Source organism: Sphingomonas sp. IC081, from assembly GCF_006874585.1.
In the GTDB taxonomy this organism is placed as follows: Bacteria; Pseudomonadota; Alphaproteobacteria; order Sphingomonadales; family Sphingomonadaceae; genus Novosphingobium.
Window position 1 is genome coordinate 708,457 of record NZ_CP029761.1, and the last position, 20,405, is coordinate 728,861.

13 protein-coding genes are annotated in these 20,405 nt (G+C 66.5%); all 13 read left to right on the forward strand.

All coding sequences use genetic code 11. The features are described 5' to 3' along the window. The first annotated feature begins 137 nt into the window (after positions 1-137). The 13 genes from rfbF (at position 138) to DM450_RS03570 (ending at position 20,374) form a co-directional block, all read left to right on the forward strand. Positions 138-917: a glucose-1-phosphate cytidylyltransferase gene (gene rfbF, locus DM450_RS03510; RefSeq protein ID WP_142632621.1), complete on the forward strand. Its 780-nt coding sequence runs from the start codon at positions 138-140 to the stop codon at positions 915-917. After that, positions 902-2,116 (forward strand): CDP-glucose 4,6-dehydratase, encoded by a 1,215-nt coding sequence (gene rfbG, locus DM450_RS03515; RefSeq protein WP_142632622.1) that lies wholly within the window; start codon positions 902-904, stop codon positions 2,114-2,116. The genes rfbF and rfbG overlap by 16 nt, the downstream gene beginning before the upstream one ends. Continuing rightward, entirely contained in the window at positions 2,113-3,687 is a 1,575-nt protein-coding gene (gene rfbH / locus DM450_RS03520; RefSeq protein ID WP_260610143.1) for a lipopolysaccharide biosynthesis protein RfbH, read from the forward strand. The genes rfbG and rfbH overlap by 4 nt, the downstream gene beginning before the upstream one ends. Then, on the forward strand, positions 3,684-4,541 hold the full coding sequence (locus DM450_RS03525) for an aldolase/citrate lyase family protein (protein ID WP_185928696.1): 858 nt from the start codon (positions 3,684-3,686) through the stop codon (positions 4,539-4,541). The genes rfbH and DM450_RS03525 overlap by 4 nt, the downstream gene beginning before the upstream one ends. Positions 4,542-4,544: 3 nt before the next feature. Then, complete coding sequence (locus DM450_RS03530) at positions 4,545-6,425, forward strand: thiamine pyrophosphate-binding protein (RefSeq protein ID WP_142632623.1); 1,881 nt, start codon at positions 4,545-4,547, stop codon at positions 6,423-6,425. Beyond that, positions 6,422-7,096 (forward strand): HAD family hydrolase, encoded by a 675-nt coding sequence (locus DM450_RS03535; RefSeq protein ID WP_142632624.1) that lies wholly within the window; start codon positions 6,422-6,424, stop codon positions 7,094-7,096. Before DM450_RS03530 ends, DM450_RS03535 begins: the two co-directional genes overlap by 4 nt. Beyond that, positions 7,089-8,150, forward strand: a complete 1,062-nt coding sequence (locus tag DM450_RS03540; RefSeq protein ID WP_142632625.1) for an NAD-dependent epimerase/dehydratase family protein — start codon at positions 7,089-7,091, stop codon at positions 8,148-8,150. Before DM450_RS03535 ends, DM450_RS03540 begins: the two co-directional genes overlap by 8 nt. Before the next feature lie 72 nt (positions 8,151-8,222). Beyond that, positions 8,223-10,181: an SLBB domain-containing protein gene (locus DM450_RS03545; protein ID WP_185928697.1), complete on the forward strand. Its 1,959-nt coding sequence runs from the start codon at positions 8,223-8,225 to the stop codon at positions 10,179-10,181. Further along, positions 10,181-11,290 carry a hypothetical protein gene (locus DM450_RS03550; protein ID WP_142632627.1) on the forward strand — a complete coding sequence of 370 codons (1,110 nt, stop codon included), beginning with the start codon at positions 10,181-10,183 and terminating at the stop codon, positions 11,288-11,290. The genes DM450_RS03545 and DM450_RS03550 overlap by 1 nt, the downstream gene beginning before the upstream one ends. Beyond that, a complete protein-coding gene (locus DM450_RS03555; protein ID WP_142632628.1) occupies positions 11,283-12,260 on the forward strand; it encodes a glycosyltransferase family 2 protein in 978 nt (325 codons plus the stop codon). The genes DM450_RS03550 and DM450_RS03555 overlap by 8 nt, the downstream gene beginning before the upstream one ends. A gap of 41 nt (positions 12,261-12,301) precedes the next feature. Further along, positions 12,302-13,642 carry a hypothetical protein gene (locus tag DM450_RS03560; RefSeq protein WP_142632629.1) on the forward strand — a complete coding sequence of 447 codons (1,341 nt, stop codon included), beginning with the start codon at positions 12,302-12,304 and terminating at the stop codon, positions 13,640-13,642. Next, the gene (locus DM450_RS03565) at positions 13,639-15,390 is read left to right on the forward strand and encodes a glycosyltransferase family 39 protein (protein ID WP_185928698.1); all 1,752 of its coding nucleotides are present in this window, start codon (positions 13,639-13,641) and stop codon (positions 15,388-15,390) included. The genes DM450_RS03560 and DM450_RS03565 overlap by 4 nt, the downstream gene beginning before the upstream one ends. 244 nt (positions 15,391-15,634) lie before the next feature. Next, positions 15,635-20,374, forward strand: coding sequence for an NAD-glutamate dehydrogenase domain-containing protein (locus DM450_RS03570; RefSeq protein ID WP_142632631.1), 4,740 nt, complete (start codon positions 15,635-15,637; stop codon positions 20,372-20,374). The last annotated feature ends 31 nt before the right edge of the window (positions 20,375-20,405 follow it).

The window sequence follows — 20,405 nt, forward strand, 5'->3', positions numbered from 1 at the left end:
AGCCTCAATTCGGATGAACTGTCGATTGAGTCGTTTCCACGCTTGCCGATAGCTTTTGTGCCTGAGGGCTGAAAAAGCGGAATTCCATTCAGGGATTTACTTGGCGTGTTCAGCCCGTCTTCGGCGGGGGCGGTTCGTTGAAAGCTGTCATTCTTGCAGGCGGACTGGGCACGCGACTGGGGGAGGAAACCGTCGTCAGGCCCAAGCCGATGGTCGAAATCGGCGGCATGCCGATCATCTGGCACATCATGAAAATCTATTCGAGCTTCGGTGTCGATGATTTCATCATATGCCTTGGTTACAAGGGCTATGTGATCAAGGAATTTTTCGCGAATTACTTTCTTCACGCCTCGGATGTGACGATAAACCTCGCGAACAACCATGTGGCCGTGCACCGCAACTGGTGTGAGCCCTGGCGGATTACCTTGGTCGATACCGGCGCCCATACCCAGACCGGCGGCAGGCTGCGTGCCGTGCGCCACTACCTGGAGGATGAGGAACCGTTCTGCTTCACGTATGGTGATGGTGTCTCCGATGTCGATATCGGCGCGCTGATCGATTTTCACCGGACTCATGGACGCCGGGCCACGATCACCGCCGTGGCGCCGCCGGGACGCTTCGGTGCGCTGGAATTCGATGCTGCGCTGGGCAGTGCGCGCGTCACCGGTTTTCGCGAAAAGCCCGAAGGGGACGGCGGGCTGATCAATGGCGGCTTTTTCGTGTTGCAGCCCGAAGTGATCGACCTGATCGATGGCGAGGACACCTTGTGGGAGCGGGAGCCGCTGGAAACGCTCGCCCAGGATGGTGATCTTGCCGCCTATGTCCACCGCGGCTTCTGGCAACCGATGGATACGCTGCGCGACCGTCAGACGCTGGAGGATCACTGGCAGAAAGGTGCCCCATGGAAGCGCTGGTGATGCCATCGGCGTGGCACGGCCGCCGGGTTTTGGTGACCGGGCATACCGGCTTCAAGGGCACCTGGCTGGCGCTCTGGCTCGATGCGATGGGGGCGAAGGTTTCCGGCTTTGCGCTGCCGGCGCAAGGGGACGCGCTGTTCCGGCAGGCGGGGCTGGAAAGTCGGATCGATCATGTCGAGGGTGACCTGCGCGACCGCGAGGCGCTTGGCATGGCCTTGCGCACGGCAGATCCGGAAGTGGTGTTCCATCTCGCCGCGCAGCCCTTGGTGCGCGAAAGCTACCGTACTCCCGTGGAGACATGGGCCACCAATGTGCAGGGCACCGTTCATCTGCTCGACGCGTGCCGTGATCTTCCTTCGCTGCGTGCGGTACTCTGCGTGACGAGCGACAAGTGCTACGAGAACAATGAGTGGCCCTGGCCCTATCGTGAAAACGACGCGATGGGCGGACACGATCCCTATTCCAGCAGCAAGGGCGCCGCCGAACTGGCGATCTCGGCGTGGCGGCGCAGCTTTTTTGGCGGGGAAAGTGCGGCAGGTCTTCAGGTGCTGGTCGCCTCGGCGCGGGCCGGCAATGTAATCGGCGGCGGCGACTGGGCGCAGGACCGGTTGGTGCCGGACATCTTGCGTGCTCTGGCGGCGGGACGGCGGCCGATGATCCGCAACCCGGCGGCGATCCGGCCGTGGCAGCACGTGCTCGATGCGCTGCACGGGTACCTGATCCTTGCCGAAAGGATGCTGGCAGGGGACGCGCAGGTGGCGACGGGATGGAATTTCGGTCCGGCAGAGACCGATGTTCGCCCGGTTGCCTGGGTGGCGGATCGCCTGACCGAGCGCTGGGGGGCGCCGGGCTGGGACACGCCCATAGTAGCGGCGGGCACCACGCCGCACGAGGCGGGGGTGCTCAAGCTCGACTGTGCGCGGGCGCGCAGCGAACTAGGCTGGCATCCCCGGCTCGATCTCGCTGCGGCACTGGATTTCGTGGTGGACTGGCACCGTTTGGTGTGGGGCGGCGGTGATGCCTGCGAGATCATGCTGGGGCAGATCGAGAGCTTTTGCCGCCATTCCGGATTGCCCGAGGGGAAGGTTGCCCCTGTGCCCAGCCTCGAGACTGTTCCCGTAACTGGCCCCGAAACTGGCAGCGTGCCCGAGAGTGCGCACGGCGGGGGCGAAGCGATCGTGGAAGGATACTTGTCATGACCGATCCGCTGACGGAGCCCGTGAACGACCTGGCGCGTAGCGATGGCACAGCGATATCCGGGATGTTTTTTGCCGAAGAAGGGACGCGTTGCGAAGTGACTTCGCGGGATGCGGAGCGTGTCGAGGCGCGTGTTGAGGGGGGGGGCGATGAAGGCAATGACGACGGGGGTGATGGCGGCGGCAATGAAGCGGAACTGCGCGCGCGCATCCTTGCCCTCACTGGCGACTATGCCCGCCGCTTCCATGCGCCGCGTCCGTTCGTTCCCGGACAGAGCCCGGTTCCCGTTTCGGGCAAGGTCTACGGAGCGCAGGAGATGCAGTTCCTTGTCGAATCCGCGCTCGACTTCTGGTTGACGACCGGACGGTTCAACAGCGCCTTCGAGGAACGTCTGGCCAGGCAACTGGGGGTGGCTCATGTGCTCACGACCAATTCGGGCTCCTCGGCCAACCTTCTGGCACTGTCCAGCCTGACCTCGCATTATCTGAGGGACGAGGCACTGAGGCCCGGTGACGAAGTCATCACCGTTGCCACCGGGTTTCCGACCACGGTGAACCCCGCATTGCAATATGGGCTGGTGCCGGTCTTCGTGGACGTTGACGTGCCGACCTACAACGTCCTGTCGGAACGCATCGAGGCGGCGGTCAGCGACCGCACCCGCGCCATCATGCTGGCGCATACGCTGGGCAACCCTTTCGACCTCGATGAAGTCATGCGGGTGGCGCGCAAGTACGGGCTTTTTGTCGTGGAGGACTGCTGCGATGCCCTGGGCGCGACATGGCATGGAGACGGCCTGAAGGAGCAGGGGCGCGGGGTCGGTACCTTCGGCGATATCGGTACACTCAGCTTCTATCCCGCGCACCATATCACCATGGGCGAGGGCGGCGCGGTGTTCACGCAGAAGCCCCGGTTGAAGCGGGTGATCGAATCCATGCGCGACTGGGGACGTGATTGCTGGTGCGCGCCGGGCATGGACAATACCTGCGGCAAGCGCTTCGCGCGCCGGCTTGGCAGCCTGCCGGCGGGATACGACCACAAGTATACCTACAGTCACGCGGGCTACAATCTGAAGATCACCGACATGCAGGCGGCCGTCGGGCTGGCGCAACTGGATCGGCTCGACGATTTCATTGCCGCGCGGCGCGCCAATTTCGCGCTGCTGACCGAAATGCTCACGCCCTTCGAGGATGTCTTCATCCTTCCGCGCGCAACGCCGGGCAGCGACCCTTCGTGGTTCGGCTATCCGATTACCATTCGTCCGGAAAGCGGCGTGGCACGCGATGACCTGGTCAAGCATCTCGACGCGCACCGGATCGGTACGCGGCTGCTGTTCGGCGGCAATCTGCTGCGGCAGCCTTACATGAAGGATCGGAATTACCGGGTCTCGGGCAGCCTGGCGAATGCCGATCTCGTGACCACCAATTGCTTCTGGATCGGCCTCTATCCCGGGCTTGAACCGGCGCACCTCCATTACACCGTCGAGACCATGGCGGCTTTCCTGCGCGGCTGCGGGAAGGTTGCCGGCCCATCGCGACGGGGCCGCCAAGCCCACGACGAGAGGAGAGCACAGTGAACCAGACCGAAAGAGCGATGTTCGAAACCCTCAAGGCGGCGCGCGACTATGGGGTCGTCGCGGTCAAGGCGGAGTTTGAGGCCGAAGGCACCCGCAGTGATGAATTGCTGCGGCTGCTGGAGATCGCACGGCGGGCGGACCTGGGTGTCGGCCTCAAGATCGGCGGCTGCGAAGCGGTGCGCGACCTGATCGAGGCGCGACAGTTCGGCGTCGACTACGTGATCGCTCCCATGGTCGAGACGCCTTATGCGCTGTCCAAGTACATCGCTGCCAAGGACAGGGTCTTCGCGCGCGACGAACAGGCCGACACCCGCTTCCTGTTCAATGTCGAGACCCGCTACGCCTTCGGCCATCTCGACGAGATCGGCGCCAAGGCGGAAGTCGGCCGGGTCGGCATGGTGTTCGGACGGGTCGATTTTGCCGGGTCGATGGGCTTCAAGCGGGACTTCGTGAACAGCGACGAGATGACCCGCTATGTCGTGGAGGTCGCCGAGGAGGCACGGCGGCGCGGGGTGGAACTGGTGGTCGGGGGCGGGGTCAACCCAGAGGCGATCGAGCCGCTGCGCCGGGTCCGCGAGGTTCGGCTGGACCGCTTCGAGACTCGAAAGGTCATCTTTGACGCGGCCGTTCTCGACGGACGCGATGCGGCGCGCGGAATGGAACTGGCGATCGCGTTCGAGCTCGATTGGCTTCGCAACAAGCGGGACTTCTACGGCACGATCGCCGGCGAAGACCTCTCGCGCATCGCCATGATGGAAGCGCGCCAGGCGGCTATCCCGGGCGAACCCCAAGCCGTGCCCGTGGCTGGCCTGCAGACCGGACCGCTGGTTGCTCCTCGTTCCGCGGTGGCCTGAACCATGGGGCAGGTCCGCGTTGCCGATCTGATCGCCCGCCTGCTGGTCGAGCATGGTATCGCCGACATGTTCATGCTCACCGGCGGGGGGGCGATGCACCTCAACGATGCTTTCGGGCGGGCGCCGGGGCTGTCCTTGCATTTCTGCCATCACGAGCAGGCCGCGGCGATCGCGGCGGAAAGCTATTGCCGGCTTTCGGGACGTCCAGCTGCACTGAATGTCACGACCGGCCCGGGCGGGGTCAACGCGCTTAACGGGGTCTATGGCGCTTATGTCGATTCCATCGCGATGGTGGTCGTCTCGGGGCAGGTGAAGCGCGAGACATGTGCGGATCGCTATCCGGTCGCGCTGCGGCAACTGGGCGATCAGGAAGTCGACATCGTTTCGATGGTGCGGCCGATCACCAAGTTCGCGGTGCGGCTCGACGATCCCCTTCAGACCCGCAAGGTCGTGGAAAAGGCGCTGTATCTGGCTCGGCGGGGGCGGCCGGGGCCGGTCTGGATCGATGTGCCGATCGACGTTCAGGCCGCTCCCGTCGATCCCGATGCGCTGGTCGGATACGATCCGGCCGAGCAGGAAGACTGGGGAGAGGCGGCCAATACCGCATCCGAATGCGGTGCCTTGCGTGGGGAACCGCTGGAACGCGAGGTGGAGGCAGTGCTGGAGGAACTGCACGGGGCCGAGCGGCCGGTCGTGCTGGTCGGAAGCGGCGTGCGCATCGCCGGTGTGCACCGGGAATTCCTTGAGTTCGTGGAGCAACGCGGGATGCCGGTGGTGACCGGCTGGAACGCGCATGATGCGGTGCCCGACGACCATCCGTTCTATGTCGGCCGGCCGGGTACGGTGGGAGACCGGGGCGGCAACTTTGCGGTGCAGACGGCAGACTATGTTCTGGTGCTTGGCTGCCGTCTCAACATTCGCCAGATCAGCTACAACTGGAAGGCCTGGGCGCGCCACGCGCGCGTGGCCATGGTCGAGATCGACCGCGCCGAACTGGCCAAGCCCACGCTTTCCCTGCACCGCCCGGTCCACGCCGATCTGCGCGACTTTTTTGCGGCGGCAGCGCGCATCGGCCTGCCGGAGCCGGGCCGTCAAATGGACCGCAGTGCCGAGCGGGCGCGGTTCCTGAGGTGGAGCCGTGAACGGGCCGCGTGCTACCCGGTGGTCTTGCCTGGGTATCGGGACCGGCAAAGCCCGATCAATCCTTACGTCTTCACGCAAACTCTGTTCGAGGAACTGGCCGGGGACGAGATTGTGGTGACTGCCGATGGCACGGCCTGTGTCACCGTGTTCCAGGCCGCGCGGCTGCAGACGGGGCAGAGACTGTATACCAATTCGGGCTGCGCCTCGATGGGCTACGACTTGCCGGCGGCGATCGGCGCCTGCGTCGCCTCCGGTGCGCGGCGGGTGGTCTGTCTGGCCGGAGACGGCTCTATCATGATGAACCTGCAGGAATTGCAGACGATTGGCGGGCTGCGCTTGCCGATCAAGCTCTTCGTGCTCAACAACGAAGGGTATCATTCGATCCGCCAGTCGCAGCAGAACCACTTCCCGGACCGGGTGGTGGGCTGCGGGCCGGACAGCGGCCTGACTTTCCCCGACTTCCCCCGCGTTGCAGAGGCGTTCGGCATCTCCGCGCGGCGGGTGGACAGCCATGGCGCGCTTGCCGGAGCGATCCGTGCGGTGCTGGAGGAGGATGGGCCGCAATTGTGTGAGGTCATGCTCGACAAGCGACAGGACTTTGCGCCGAAATTGTCGTCGCGCCGTCTCGCCGACGGGACGATGGAATCGCCTGCGCTCGAAGACCTCTCGCCGTTCCTCCCGCGCGAGGAACTGGCTCTTGCCATGGGCCTGCATGCGCCGCTGGCGGAGGGCGCGGCATGATCCGCCATGTGATCTTCGACCTGGATGGAACGCTTGTCGATTCCTGCCGCGCCTGCATGACCATCGTCGAGCAGATGCTGGCCGACCGCGGCGTGCCACGCCGCCTCGATGAGCGCCGTGCGCGCACCCTGATCAGTCGTGGCGGCAAGCCGCTGGTGCGGGGGCTGATGGGGGATGCCTGCCTCGACGCCGATGCCGATCTCGCCGAATTCCGCAGCCGCTATGCCGATTCCCGCACGCCGGAAACGGATCTCTATCCGCAGGTTCGGCAAGGGCTGGAGCAACTGGTCCAGGCCGGGCTGTCGTTGGCGATCTGCACCAACAAGCCGCAGAACCTGTGCGATGCGGTCCTGCGCGATACCGGAATAGCGCCGCTGTTCGATTGCGTGGTGGGCGGGCGTGAGGGACTGCGTGCCAAGCCCGAGCCCGACCTGCTGGGGTTGGCGCTCGACCGGCTGGGGGCAAGTGCGTCGCAGTGCCTGTTCGTGGGCGACAGCGAGGTCGATCACGAAGTGGCCCATGCGCTGGCGATGCCGTTCCTGTTTGCCGCCTGGGGGTATGCGCAGGAGGGGTGGAATCCACATCCGAGCCCGCGCTTTGCGACTTTCGGCGATGTGACGCGGGCCATCATCGCACTGCTCGAGCCGGAGGACGCACGGCGCTATGGCTGACTTCGTGCCGGCTCCCCGCGTGTTCCCGGGGCTCGACATGGCCGCGGCCGAAACGCTGCTGGCGAGCGGGCGGCGGATCGTTGTGACAGGGGCGGGCGGATGGCTCGGACTGGCTACGCTGGAACTGCTGGAAGCGGCGCTGGGCGGGGCCTTTGCGGGACGCGTACTGGCCTTCGGCTCGGGCAGGCGCACACTGACATTGCGCAGCGGGCGCAAGGTGACGCAACTGCCCTTGCGCGCTCTGACCACGATTGCCTCGCAGCCCACCTGGTTGCTGCACTATGCCTTCCTCACGCGCGAGCGGGCCGAGGCGATGTCGGCGCAGGATTACCGCGCGGCCTGCCGCAAGATCACCGGGATGGTGCTGGGCAGCCTTGATGCGATCGGCTGCGAAGCGGTGTTCGTGGCAAGTTCCGGTGCGGCCGGTCTGGCTGCCGCCGACGCGGAAGGGGAAAGCCCGCTCGGTCTCTACGGGGCGATGAAGCGGGAGGAAGAGGAGCGCTTCGTGGACTGGGCCTTTGGCCGCGGACCGCAACCGGAGCAGGATGCGCCCCAGCGTCGCCGAGCGGCGATCGCGCGGATCTTCAGTCTTTCCGGGCCCTACATCAACAAGCATGATCGTTACGCGCTTGCGGGGCTGATCGGCGATGCGTTGGCGGGGCGGCCGGTGGTGGTGCGCAGCCCGCGCCTGGTGGTCCGTTCTTATGTCGCTATTCGCGAGCTGCTGTCGCTGGCCATCGCCTTGCTTGGCGACACGCGGGGGGCAGCGGTGACGGTGTTCGAAAGCGGCGGCGAGCCGTGCGAGCTGGAAACGGTGGCGCGTACGGTGGCCTCCGGCTGGCCAGGGGTGACGTACCTGCGCGCGCCGGTCACTGATCCCGCGGTGGATCGCTACCACGGGGATGGGGCCGCCTACACGCATCTTCTGGAGCATTACGGCGTGGCGGTCGTGCCGCTCGCGGAACAGGTGGCCGAAACGGCGGACTGGCTGGCGCGCCATGGCAGCGCGGCCACGCCCGGGGGGAACGTGGCGTTCTCCGGGCACGGACGGTAGCGGGCAAGGGAGGGGAATGGGTCGATGAGCGAGGGTGGCTGGCGAGGGTGCGGCTTGGCCGCAAGCGGCTCCATGCGTCCGCTGCATGGGGACTGGCGAGCAGGCTGCCTGGCGCTGGCGGTGCTGGTTGCGGCGCAACCGACGGTTGCAGCGTGGGCCCAGACTACGCAGGCGGCAACCAGCGTACCATCGGGAAGCCCGCTCGATTCCGATCTTGGGACCTATGGCGTGGGCAGCGGGGCGATCGATACGATGCGCCTGCGCCGAAGCGATATGGTGACGCCGCAGGCCACCGGCGAAGGCCAGCAAAGCCCCCAGTGGCGCCCGGATTCGATTGGCAGCACTTCATTGCGCGCTTACGGGAGCGATGAACTGCTGCGTGCCGAACTCGGCCTTGATGCTGCCCGCCGCATGAAGGCCCCGCCCAAGCCCGGTGAGTTCGAGGATTTCGTGCAGACCCTGGTGGGCCGCAAGCTTGAGCGGTACGGCGCCGACCTGCTCCTGCCATCTTCCCGTGAATTCGCTCTTCCCGCCACCGCCACGGTGCCGCCCGATTATCTGATCAACGTGGGCGACGTGATCGCGATCTCGCTCAAGGGCTCGATCGAGGGCAGTGTCGAGCGGCGGGTGGACAGTTCGGGCAACATCGTGCTGGCGCAGGTCGGTCCGGTCCATCTGGCAGGCGTGCGTTTTGCCGATGTGAAGGACCGGATTTCGGCCGCGATCGGTACGAGTTATCGCGATTACGGGGTCGCGGTCGAGCTCAAGGATATGGCGGGGATCCGTGTCTACGTGACCGGGTTTGCCAACAACCCCGGGCAGTTCACCGTCAACAGCCTGTCGACGATGGCCAGTGCCGTGTTCCAGGCGGGCGGCCCGACTGCCGGCGGCAGCTTCCGCCGTATCGTGCTGTACCGTGACGGCCGCGTCGCCGGCGAGCTTGACCTTTATGACCTGCTGCGCGGCGGCAACCGCGTGGGCGACGCCGTGCTGCGCAACGGGGACGTGCTGTTCATCCCGCCGGCGGGTGAGCAGGTGGCGGTGATCGGCAGCGTCCAGCACGAGGCGATCTATGAAATGAAGCCGGGCGAGACGGTGGAGCAGGCACTTGCAGTGGCGGGAGGGCCCAATACGCTGGCAGACGGCAGCAGGCTTATCCTCTATCGCAATGTTCCCGGCACGCCGCCCGGCCCGCGCGAGGTCTCGCGTCAGGCTGCGGCCACCATGGCGGTGGAACCGGCGGACATCCTGCAGGTGCTGTCTGGCGCCAGCCTGGTCCAGCCGATGGACCGCCAGTCGGTCGTGGTGCGGATCGAAGGGGAGGTTACGCACCCCGGCAATTACTTCGTCGCGCCGGGAACGCCGATGGAGCAGGTGCTGGCGATGGCTGGCGGTCTCACCGCGCGTGCCTTCCCGTTCGGCGCCCGGTTCGAGCGACAATCGGTGCGCCAGCAGCAGCGGCAGGGTTTCGAGGAAGCGGTCGATCAACTGGAGCTGACCATCGCCTCGGCGCCGCTCACTGCCGATGGCATGGGCAGTTCGGATCGCAGCACGGCGGAACTCGCCAGCGCCCGCGCGGTGCTGGACAAGCTGCGCGAGGCTCAGCCTGACGGGCGCGTCGTTCTCGACATCGGCCCGCTGGACTCGGCGCTGCCGGGAGCGATCCAGCTGGAGAACAACGATCGCATCTACATTCCGCCGCGCGCTACGACAGTGGGCGTGTTCGGAGCTGTCTACCGTCCGTCCTCGTTCCTGATCAGCGGTGAGCCGGTACGGGTGAAGGATTATATCCAGCAGGCCGGCGGGCCGCAGCGCGCGGCGGACTTGTCCCACGCGTTTGTCGTGCGCGCCAATGGACAGGTTTTGACCCGCAAGGCCGGTGGAATGGACGAAAGGGCGTTGCCCGGTGACGTGATCTTCGTTCCGGTCAAGACCAGCAATTCCAGCTTCTGGTCGAAGCTGCGCGACATTTCGACCGTAGTGTTCCAACTCGGCATCACCGGTGCCGCCGTCGCGGCGTTGGCCAACTGATGCCCTCGCTGATCGGCATGCTCGCCGCCTCGCGGGTGTTGGCCACGGCCTGGGCGCGTGCGGCGCTGTTCGGGACGCTGTGCCTTGCGGCCGTCTTGCTGGCGCTCTTTCCGCAGCGTTACCTGGCCACGGCTTCACTGACGCCGACCGATCCGGATTCGCTGGGGCTTGGCGGAACGCTGGGACAGCTCGGCGCGATCAACAACGTCTTTGGCAACCAGGCCGCCATCGAGGTGGCCCTAAGGGTGGGGCGCAGCGTATCGGTGCGTGACCGGGTGATCGCCCGGCTGGGCCTGGTCGAGCGGATCGACCTTGGGGATCGCATTGCCGCGCAGCGCTGGCTGGAACGGCGGGTGACGGTGCGTTCGCTGCGGGGGGGGATCATCCTGGTCTCGCTCGACGATGCGGACCCCCGGCTCGCGCAGGACGTGGTGGGGGCCTATGTCACGGCGATCCGTGACGATCTGGCCAAGATCGCCCGTCGGCAGACTGCCTACAAGCGACAGGTCCTGCTCGAACTGGTCGGCGCGGCCAACGATCGGCTGGACAAGGCGCAAGTCGCCTACGACCGCTTTCGCCTTGGCACCCGTGCGGCGATGCCCGACGTGAAGGCTGCGCTGCTTTCCTCGCAAATCGCCGACATCGAGGCGACGATCCAGGCGCGCACGGTTGAACTGCAGACTGCGCGTCAGACCTACACCGACGATCACCTGACCGTGAAGCGCCTGCGGGCAGAGATCGCGGCGCTGCAGGGACAGTTGGGAAGGCTGCGCGCAACTGGCCAGGGGGGGGATGGCACGGTTGGCCAGGTCGTGGCGGAATCAAGCGAACTCTACCGGCGCGAGCGGGAGCTGGCCGTGGCCAAGACCTTGTACGAGGGCTACTTGCGCTATCTCCAGGGCACGGCGGTCGAGGACATGACTTCGACGGCGGCGGTGCGGGTGCTGGAGCCTCCGCATATCGAGACCGCACGGCAGGTCTGGTGGCCGGCGGCGGCGGCGGGGGGCGCGGCGCTGCTGGTTTGGCTGGCCATTGAATTTTACCGCTTGCGTCCGCCGCTCGCACCGCGTTCGCACAAGGCGGGCGAGCAGGAGGCGCACGGTGCATGACGCGCCCTTGTCAGGCTGCGCGGAGGGTGGCCTTGAACGTATTCCCGAAATTTCGGTCGTGATCCCGTGCCGCAACGAGGAAGCCAATGCCGAGGCCATAGCCCAGGCGGTGATCGCCGTTCTGGAGCCGCTCGTCGCCGATTTCGAGATCATCTTCATCGACAATGGTTCGCAGGACCGCACCGCGGCGATCCTGCGCGACCTTTGCCGGCGCGAGCCGCGCGTTAGGCTCATCATCAATACCCGCAATTTCGGGCAGATGCGCTCGCCGACATACGGGATCTTTGCGGCGCGGGGGCGGGCGGTCATCGGCATGTGTGCCGACTTCCAGGATCCGCCCGCCTTGCTTCCGGAATTTGTGGCGCGGTGGAGGGCGGGAACGGCGATCGTGCTGGGTGTGCGCGAGGCGGAGCGTGGCAACCCCCTGCTCGCGGCGGTGCGGGCTCTTGCTTATCGCACGCAGCGTGCCATTGCCGATCATCCGATCGTGCCCGGTGCGACCGGGTTCGGGCTCTACGACCGCCGCGTCGTGGCCGCGATCGCCGCGCTCAACGAGCCGGAGCCGTTCTTCCGCGCGCTGCTGGTGGAGACCGGCCATGACCTGGAGACGATCGGCTATGCGCGTCCCGCGCGCGCCGGCGGGCGTTCGAACAATCACCTCTTTGCGCTGCTCGACTTTGCGCTGAACGGGCTTGCCGCATCGTCCAAACGGCTGCTGCGCGCGCCGCTCTATCTGGCTTTCGCGATTGCCGTGCTGACCCTGTGCTCGCTGGGCGGCGCGGTATGGGCGGGGCTCACCGGGCATTCGGTTCAGCTCTGGCTCTTGGCAGCGGTGCTGGAAGGGCAGTCGGCGCTGCTGTTCCTGTTTCTTGGCTTGATCGGCGTGCAAGTCCAGCTGGTGTCCGATAGGACCCGCAACCAGCCTCTGGTGATCGAGCGTGAGCGGGTCAATTTCCCGCCGGTGCCATGATTTCCATGGACAAAAGGCACGGCTGCGGGCGGGGAGGCCGCATGACCCCTGCCGAGCGTGCTGAGTGGACGATGGCCGCGCTGATCCTGGGCGGCCTTGCCTATTGCGTGTGGCATGTGACGACCTTGGGTTACCTGCCTGCACCGTTTTTCTACGAGCCGAGCGACGTGTTCGCGGACTGGTTCAATCCGGCGATATGGGCCCGTAATCCAGGCACGTATGATGCCTGGTTATCGATCTATCCGCCGCTCTCCTTTGTGCTGCTCAAGCTGTTCGGGATCGATTCCTGCTACGCGATCCGCGGCGAGTGGGATGCCGGATCCGGCCTTGCCGCGCGCGATTGCGACTGGGTGGGGCTGGCGTGCATTTTCGGGCTCTACCTGCTGGATGTCTGGCTATGCTGGAAAAGTTTCGCGAAGATGGAGCCGCGCACCGCGATGCCGCGCACGATCTGCGTGGGGCTGGGCATGCCGATGCTCTGCGGGCTGGAGCGCGGCAACCTCATCCTGCTGGCGTTTCCGGCGATGGTGCTCGCCTTCGGCCCGGTGCTGCGCAATGTCAGGCTCAAGGCGTTTGCGGCGGGTTTCGCCGTCAATCTGAAGGTGTACCTGATCGGGTCGATATTCGGCTTGCTGCTGGTGCGCCGCTGGGCGCGCGCGGAGGCTGCCTTGCTGGCGGCGGTGCTCGTCTATCTTGTCAGTTATGCCATGCTGGGGCGCGGCAGCCCGGTCGAGATCGTTGAGAATGTGCGCAGTTTCGGCAAGCTGCAACCCGCCAATATCCTCGATGTCTGGTATTCGACAACGTACCAGACGTTTGTCGCCTTGCTCGAGGGGGACAACTTCCCGCTGGTCGGCATCCTTGGTTCGCGGGTGGTGGAGGGGCTGGCGATGCTACTGCCGTCACTGCAGCAATTCACCCAGTTGCTGATCGTGCTGGCGGCGGCGGCGACCTGGCTGCGGCCTGAGGCAGTTCCCCCGTTTCGCGCGGTCAACCTCGGCATGACGATGGCCCTGATCAGTTCGGAGCCGGGCGCCTATGCGCAAGTCCTGCTGCTCTATTTCGTGATGCTGGAGGCGCGGCGCGGGGTGGGTCGAAGCTGGGCGATCTTCATGTGTTACCTGCTGGCGGTGCCACTCGACATTCCGCTCGACCGCATGGCCGAAGTGCCCCGCGATTCCTATTTTACCGGCAGCACGGTGATGGTGACCTATCAGGTGGTGCTGGGCTCGTTCGTGCGGCCGCTGATGATCATGACCGTGGCATGGGGGCTTTCGGGCGAGACCATCCGGGCGGCGCTGGCAGACATTCGCGCAGGCGGTTGGGCTCAGCCGCCGCGGTTTGGGTGGCTGCTGTCTCGCGATCGGGCTGGCCGTTCATGAACAGGCCTGCCATGGGCCGCACCGGTGTGGCGGCGCTGACGGCGATCATGGTTCTGGCCTTTGGCCTGCGCCTGCGCGGCATTGCCTTCGGTCTGCCCGCGCTCAACGATCCGGACGAGTTGATCTTTGAGCTTGGTGCGCTGCGAATGCTGCGAACCGGGACGCTCGATCCCGGTTGGTACGGACATCCGGCAACCCTCACGATGTATCTGCTGGCGCTTGTCGATGCGGGGGTGCTGGCGGCCGGGCGGTTAAGCGGGCGCTTTGCCGATGCTGCGGACTTTGCGGGACAAGTCTGGCTCGATCCCGGCATCATCGTGCTGCCGGGACGGGCAGCGATGGCGCTGGTTGGCGGGTGGTCGGTCTGGCTGTGCTGGCAGTTGGGACGGGCGCTGGGCGGTATCGGCGCGGGCCTTGTCGCGGCACTGCTGCTGGCGATCTGTCCGGTCCATGTAACCTGGTCGCAAGTGATCCGCAGCGACGTGATGGCAGCCGCGTTCCTGCAGCTTGTTCTGCTGGCGAGCCTGCGCGTGGCGCAAGGCGGGGGGCGCCGGGATCTTGTCCGGACCACTTTCTGGCTGGCCTGCGCGGCGGCGACCAAGTGGCCCGCCGCGCTGGCGGCGACGGCCATTGCCGGGGCGGTGATTGCCTCCGGCCTGTCTCGCCGGGAAACTTGGGGCGGCATCGTCCGGCGGCTCGCCGGGGCGGGGGGGATGAGCCTGTGCTGCTTTGCACTGGTCGCGCCGGTGCTGGTGCTGGCACCCGCGCGGGTTCTGCGCGATCTCGGCGGCGAGGTGCAGGTGCGTCATCTCGAGGCGACCGGGCATGGGTTTTTCGGCAACCTCTTGTGGTATGCACAAGGCCCGTTGCTGGCGGGCTTCGGTGCGGTGGGGCTGCTGCTGGCATTTGCCGGCCTGGCGGCGCTGGCCGGATCGCAGGCTGGGTCGCTGGGCGATGCTGAGCGGCTGGCGCGCGGCCGGCGCGCATTGGCTGTGCTGGTGCCCTGCATGCTCGCACAAGGGCTGGCGCTGGGGTTTCAGGGACTGGTGTGGGAGCGCTGGGCGATCCCGCTGCTACCGGTGCTGGCCGCGCTGGCCGGACTGGGGACGATGGCGGTGCTGTGGGGATTTCGCGATGCCCCCTCGTTTTCACCCATGCGGCCGACGAACAACCCGACTGCCGTGTGCGCCACCGTGGTGATCCTCATCGCGGCCTGCCTTGCGCCGATGCTGGCGATGACCGAACGGGCGCGTGAGCGGGCGGACGATACGCGCCAGCGCGCCACGGCCTGGGCAATCGCGCATATCCCGCCGGGCCGCACGATCCTCGTCGAGCACTTTGCGTTCGACATGCTGCGCCAGCCCTGGGCCGAGCGGTTTCCGATGGGCGAAGCGGGTTGCATCGACGTGCGAGCGCGGCTCTCGGCGCGGATGGACTACCGTGCGATTGCGGCGGCGCGCGGCGGCCGCAGCAATCTCGATTACGGCACGATGCCGGCGGACCTTCGCGCGACCTGCCGCGCCGACTATGCGATTCTCACCCAGTACGACCGTTACGCCCGGGAATGCGCGCGCTTTGCACAAGCTTGCCGGGCTTATCGGGCCCTTCTGGCACAGGGGCAGGTGGTGGCGACGATCCGGCCGGAGCCGGGCGAAATCGGCGGACCCGTCGTGCGGATCGTGCGGTTGTCGGTGCCGGGATCTGCGGAGCCGGTTGTTGGTGCAAATTATGCAATTTCCTCCCGTTAATCGAATATTGCGCAACTGAGAAACCCCGTTACAACGCTGGGTCTGCGTTTCCGGGCTCGCGACCGGTCGTCCGGAACGCGGCGATGCTGCATTGCATCGTTGAAAGGGCCCAACCTTTCCCTGCGTGAATTTCCGGGGGAAGATGGATGCCGGAAAGCATGACCGGTCCTATATGTCGAAGGCAGGCGCTGCGCGCCCCATCGAGCGCAGACGCCGCAAGCCGTAAGGAATGCGGGAGCACGTTATGAGCGCAGATGAAGTGAAGATCGCAGCACAGGCCCGAACGGACGAAGGGCCCGGAGGGGCGGCACTTCACGCGGCGATCGTATCGCGCATCAGCGATTCCCTGCTACCCGGCGATGCCCCGGTGGACGACCGCGCCTGGGTCGACGAGGCCGCGCGGGTACTCCTGGAAACCGCAGCGACGCGCCAGCCGGGCGAGGCGGTGATCGAGCTGGTCTCGGCCAGCGAGGACCGTCGTTACCTGCGCATTGCGCTCATCAACGACGACATGCCGTTCCTGGTCGATTCGGTGGCCGCCGCCATTGCCGAGGCCGGTCTCGTGATCGACCGTCTGGCCCACCCGGTCGTCACGGTCGAGCGTGACGGCGAAGGGCACCTGGTTGCCCTGCCCGAAAACGGTGTCGAAGGTGCGCTGCGCGAATCGATGATCTACATCGAGACCGCCCGCATCGATGCGCGCCAGCGCGGCGAACTGCAGCGCATGCTGGAAACCACGCTGGCCGACGTGCGTGTTGCCGTCGCCGACTGGCCGCAGATGGTTGCGGCGATGACCGCCGATTCCGCGCTGGTCAGCGACGCGGAAGGTTCCGAACTGCTGCGCTGGTTCGCCGGCGGCATGCTCACCCAGCTTGGCCATGTCACCCAGCACCGCGACGGCAGCCATTCGGGCCTGCTTGGCGTCTGCCGCCGCGATCAGCGCGATCTGCTGTCCGAGGCCAGCTACGCCCTTGCGTTTGCGGCCTTCGATGCCCAGCTGGCCGAAGGCGCGGTGCGCGCGCCGATGGTCATCAAGGCCAACCGCATCGCCACCGTACACCGCCGCGTGCCGCTCGACCTGTTCCTCGTGCCGCTGGTCGAGGATGGCAAGGTCACCGCGCTGTCGGTCCATGCCGGTATCTGGACGAGCGCCGCGCTGGCCGCCACGCCCGACCGGGTTCCCCGCCTGCGCACGGCGATGGCGGGGCTGGCTGGCAAGCTTGGCTTTGACCCCAATGGCCACACCGGCAAGGCACTGGCCCATGCCCTGACCAGCCTGCCGCACGACCTCGTGCTGGGCTTTCCGGACGACGATGTAGAGCGCCTCGCGACGACGATGACCGGCCTGGTCGACCGTCCGCGTCCGCGCCTGATCGTCACCACCTCGCCGCTTTCGCGCCACTTGTTCGCCTTTGTGTGGATCACCCGTGACACCCTTTCCACGCAGATGCGCAAGCGTATCCAGGCGATGATCGAGGAAGCCGCGCAAGGCGTCACGCTGGACTGGGCGCTCAGCGTCGAGGCGGGCAACCTGGCCATGCTGCGCTACACGCTCGACATCCGTGAAGGCGCAGGTTCGCTCGACGAGGCCGCGCTCGACCACCGTCTGCAGGTCATGCTGCGCGGCTGGGGCGAGGCGGTGGAAGCGGCGCTCGCGCAGTCGTTCGAACCGGCCCGCGCGGCCGCGATCGCCTCGCGTTATGCCGATGCCTTTCCGATGGTCTACCGCAGTGATTACGGCCCCGCCGAGGCCGCTGTCGACATCGCTCACATGCGCAAGCTGGTGGTCGAGGAAGCGGGCGGGAACGACCGCACGCAGGCGCTGCGTGATGTGCGCCTCTATGGCAACGACGGCGACGAGGCCGGGCACTTGCGCCTCAAGATCTACCAGGCCGAGGGCAGCCTGCCGCTGTCCGACGCGGTACCCGCGCTGGAGAATTTCGGCTTCCGCGTGATCGCGGAAATGCCGACCCCGCTCGAAAAGGGCCGCATCGGCACGATCCACGACTTCACGCTGGCGCTGCCCGCCGGCCGCGATGCGGGTGACGTGCTCAAGCTGGCGCCGATGATCGAGAATGCGCTGGTCGGTGTGCTCAATGGCCGCAGCGAGGACGATCCGTTCAACCGCCTGGTTCCCGGCCTTGGCTTGTCCAAGCGCGAGGCGAACTGGCTGCGCGCCTGGTATCGTTATCTGCGCCAGGCCGGCATGAACTTCGGCATCGCCACCGCCGTGGACGCCTTGCAGGGCGCGCCGACGGTGACGCTGGGCCTCATTGATCTGTTCCGCGCGATCCATGATCCGGCCTACACCGGCGATCGCGGCAAGGCCCGCGCCGCTGCGCAGGAGGCGATCCGCACCGGCCTCGCCGGGGTCAGCGCGATCAACGACGACCGTCTGCTGCGTGCCTATCGCGATCTGGTCGGGGCGATGCTGCGCACCAATGCCTTTGCCGAGGCAGGGCAGCTGGCGCTTGCCTTCAAATTCGATTCCGCGCTGGTTCCGGGGCTGCCCAAGCCGCTGCCCTGGCGCGAGATCTTTGTCTATTCGCGCCGCGTGGAAGGCATTCACCTGCGCGCTGGTCCGGTCGCGCGTGGCGGCCTTCGCTGGTCTGACCGTCGCGACGACTATCGCACCGAAATCCTTGGCCTGATGAAGGCGCAGCGCGTGAAGAACGCGGTGATCGTGCCGACCGGCGCGAAGGGCGGTTTCTATCCCAAGCAGCTTCCCGACCCCGCGCTCGACCGGGCGGGCTGGGCCGCCGAAGGGCAGGCCAGCTACGAGATCTTCATCGGCACGCTGCTGTCGATCACCGACAACATCGTGGCCGACACGGTTGTCCATCCTGACGGCGTGACGATCCTCGACGGCGAGGATCCGTACTTCGTGGTCGCAGCCGACAAGGGCACGGCCAAGTTCTCCGACGTTGCCAACGGCATCGCCGAATCGCGCGACTTCTGGCTCGACGATGCCTTCGCCAGCGGCGGTTCCAACGGCTACGACCACAAGGCCATGGGCATCACGGCCAAGGGTGCCTGGCTCTCGGTTCAGCGCCACTTCCTGGAACAGGGCGTGGACGTGCAGGTCGATCCGGTTCGTGTGGTCGGTTGCGGCGACATGTCGGGCGACGTGTTCGGCAACGGCATGCTGCTCTCGAAAGCGCTCAAGATCGTCGCTGCCTTCGATCACCGCCATATCTTCCTCGACCCCAATCCCGATCCGGCGGCCAGCTGGGACGAGCGCAAGCGCCTGTTCGACCTGCCGCATTCGAGCTGGGACGACTATGACAAGTCGCTGATCTCCACGGGCGGCGGGGTGTTCTCGCGCAAGTCCAAGTCGATCCCGTTGAGCGCCGAAGTGCGGGAGGCGCTGGGTATCGGCCTTGAGGAAATGGACCCGGACTCGCTGATCTCGGCGATCCTCTGGGCCAAGGTCGACCTGCTGTGGTTCGGCGGCATCGGTACTTATGTGAAGGCGTCGAGCGAGAACAACGCCGATGTCGGCGATCCCGCCAACGACGCGCTGCGTGTCAGCGCCAACGAAGTGGGCGCAAAGGTCATCGGCGAGGGTGCCAACCTTGGTGTTACCCAGGCCGCGCGCATCGAGTTTGCCGCACGCGGCGGGCGCATCAATGCCGACTTCATCGACAATTCGGCTGGCGTCGACTGCTCGGACAACGAGGTCAACATCAAGATCGCGCTGGCTGCCGCCAAGCGGGCCGGTGTGCTGACTGAAGAACAGCGCGTCGAACTGCTGCGCGACATGACCGACGAGGTTGCCCACCTCGTGCTCGAGGACAACCGGGTGCAGGCCCTGGCGCTCTCGATCGCGGAGCGTGGCGGTGCGGCGGCGATCCCGGCGCAAGTGCGCCTGATCGAGACGCTGGAGGAAGGCGGCAATCTCGACCGCAAGACCGAGGGCCTTGCCGACAACGAGGCGCTGGCCCGCCGCGTGCAGGACGGTCGCGGGCTGACCCGTCCCGAACTGGCGGTGCTGCTCTCCAGCGGCAAGCTGGTGCTGCAGGACGCCATCGAGAAGAGCGCGCTTGCCAGCGATGCCAGCCTGCAGGCGCTGCTGCTGGCTTCGTTCCCGCAGCCCATGCAGGAGCGTTTCGCCGCATTCATCGAAGGCCACCGTCTGGCCCCGCAGATCGTCGCGACCAAGCTTGCCAACCGCATCGTCAACCGCCTTGGCATCGTCCATCCCTTCGAACTGGCCGAAGAGGAAGGTGCCGAACTGGCCCATGTCGCAGCGGCCTTCGCGCTGGCTGTGCAACTGTTCGATCTCGACGCGCTCTGGGGCCGTCTCGAAACCGCGCCGATGAGCGAAGAGGCTCGCCTTGCGCTGTTCAGCAAGGCGGCGGGTGCGGTGCGCAGCCACATGGCCGACTTGCTGCGCGCCGGTGCCGGACGCAACACGCCGTCGGAAGTGATCGCCCGCATCGGCGGCCAGGTCGCGGCGCTTTCGGTCGATACCGAGGAACTGCTGGGTGAGCGCGTGGCGCAGCATTCGCAGAAGCTGCGTCAGGGCCTGCTCGAACTGGGCGCGCCGGAAGCGGAAGCGGCGCTGGTGGCCAACCTCTACGATCTCGACGGCGCGGTCGGCATTGCCGATCTCGCGGCGGAGACCGGGCTCGATGCCCGCCGTCTTGTCGGCGCCTTCTCGCGCATCGGTGCGGGGCTTGGCCTCGACTGGGCGCAGGCCAATGCGGCGACGATGAACCCGTCCGATCCCTGGGAGCGCCTGCTCGTTGCCGGGCTCGCGCGGGACTTCCAGCAGATGCGGCTCGACTTCCTCAAGGCGCTTTCGCGCACCGAGGCGGGCAAGGCCGATCCGGCTGCCGCGGCCGAGGAGTGGGCCCGTGCGCACACGGCCGCGATCCGTACTTTCCGCTCCATGGTGCAGCGCGCGGAGAAGACGGTGCCGCTGACGCCGGCGATGCTCGCGCAGATCGCCAGCCAGGCGCGTAACCTGCTCGGCCGCTGATCGGCGTCGCAAGATGATGGGGAGGGGGCCT

Bases quoted from the DNA above. Each gene is read 5' to 3' on its own strand.
- DM450_RS03560 (WP_142632629.1), top strand. From the start codon at position 12,302: ATGACCCCTGCCGAGCGTGCTGAGTGGACGATGGCCGCGCTGATCCTG.
- DM450_RS03540 (WP_142632625.1), top strand. From the start codon at position 7,089: ATGGCTGACTTCGTGCCGGCTCCCCGCGTGTTCCCGGGGCTCGACATG.
- DM450_RS03550 (WP_142632627.1), top strand. From the start codon at position 10,181: ATGCCCTCGCTGATCGGCATGCTCGCCGCCTCGCGGGTGTTGGCCACG.
- DM450_RS03570 (WP_142632631.1), top strand. From the start codon at position 15,635: ATGAGCGCAGATGAAGTGAAGATCGCAGCACAGGCCCGAACGGACGAA.
- DM450_RS03535 (WP_142632624.1), top strand. From the start codon at position 6,422: ATGATCCGCCATGTGATCTTCGACCTGGATGGAACGCTTGTCGATTCC.
- DM450_RS03530 (WP_142632623.1), top strand. From the start codon at position 4,545: ATGGGGCAGGTCCGCGTTGCCGATCTGATCGCCCGCCTGCTGGTCGAG.
- rfbH (WP_260610143.1), top strand. From the start codon at position 2,113: ATGACCGATCCGCTGACGGAGCCCGTGAACGACCTGGCGCGTAGCGAT.
- DM450_RS03565 (WP_185928698.1), top strand. From the start codon at position 13,639: ATGAACAGGCCTGCCATGGGCCGCACCGGTGTGGCGGCGCTGACGGCG.
- DM450_RS03545 (WP_185928697.1), top strand. From the start codon at position 8,223: ATGCGTCCGCTGCATGGGGACTGGCGAGCAGGCTGCCTGGCGCTGGCG.
- rfbG (WP_142632622.1), top strand. From the start codon at position 902: ATGGAAGCGCTGGTGATGCCATCGGCGTGGCACGGCCGCCGGGTTTTG.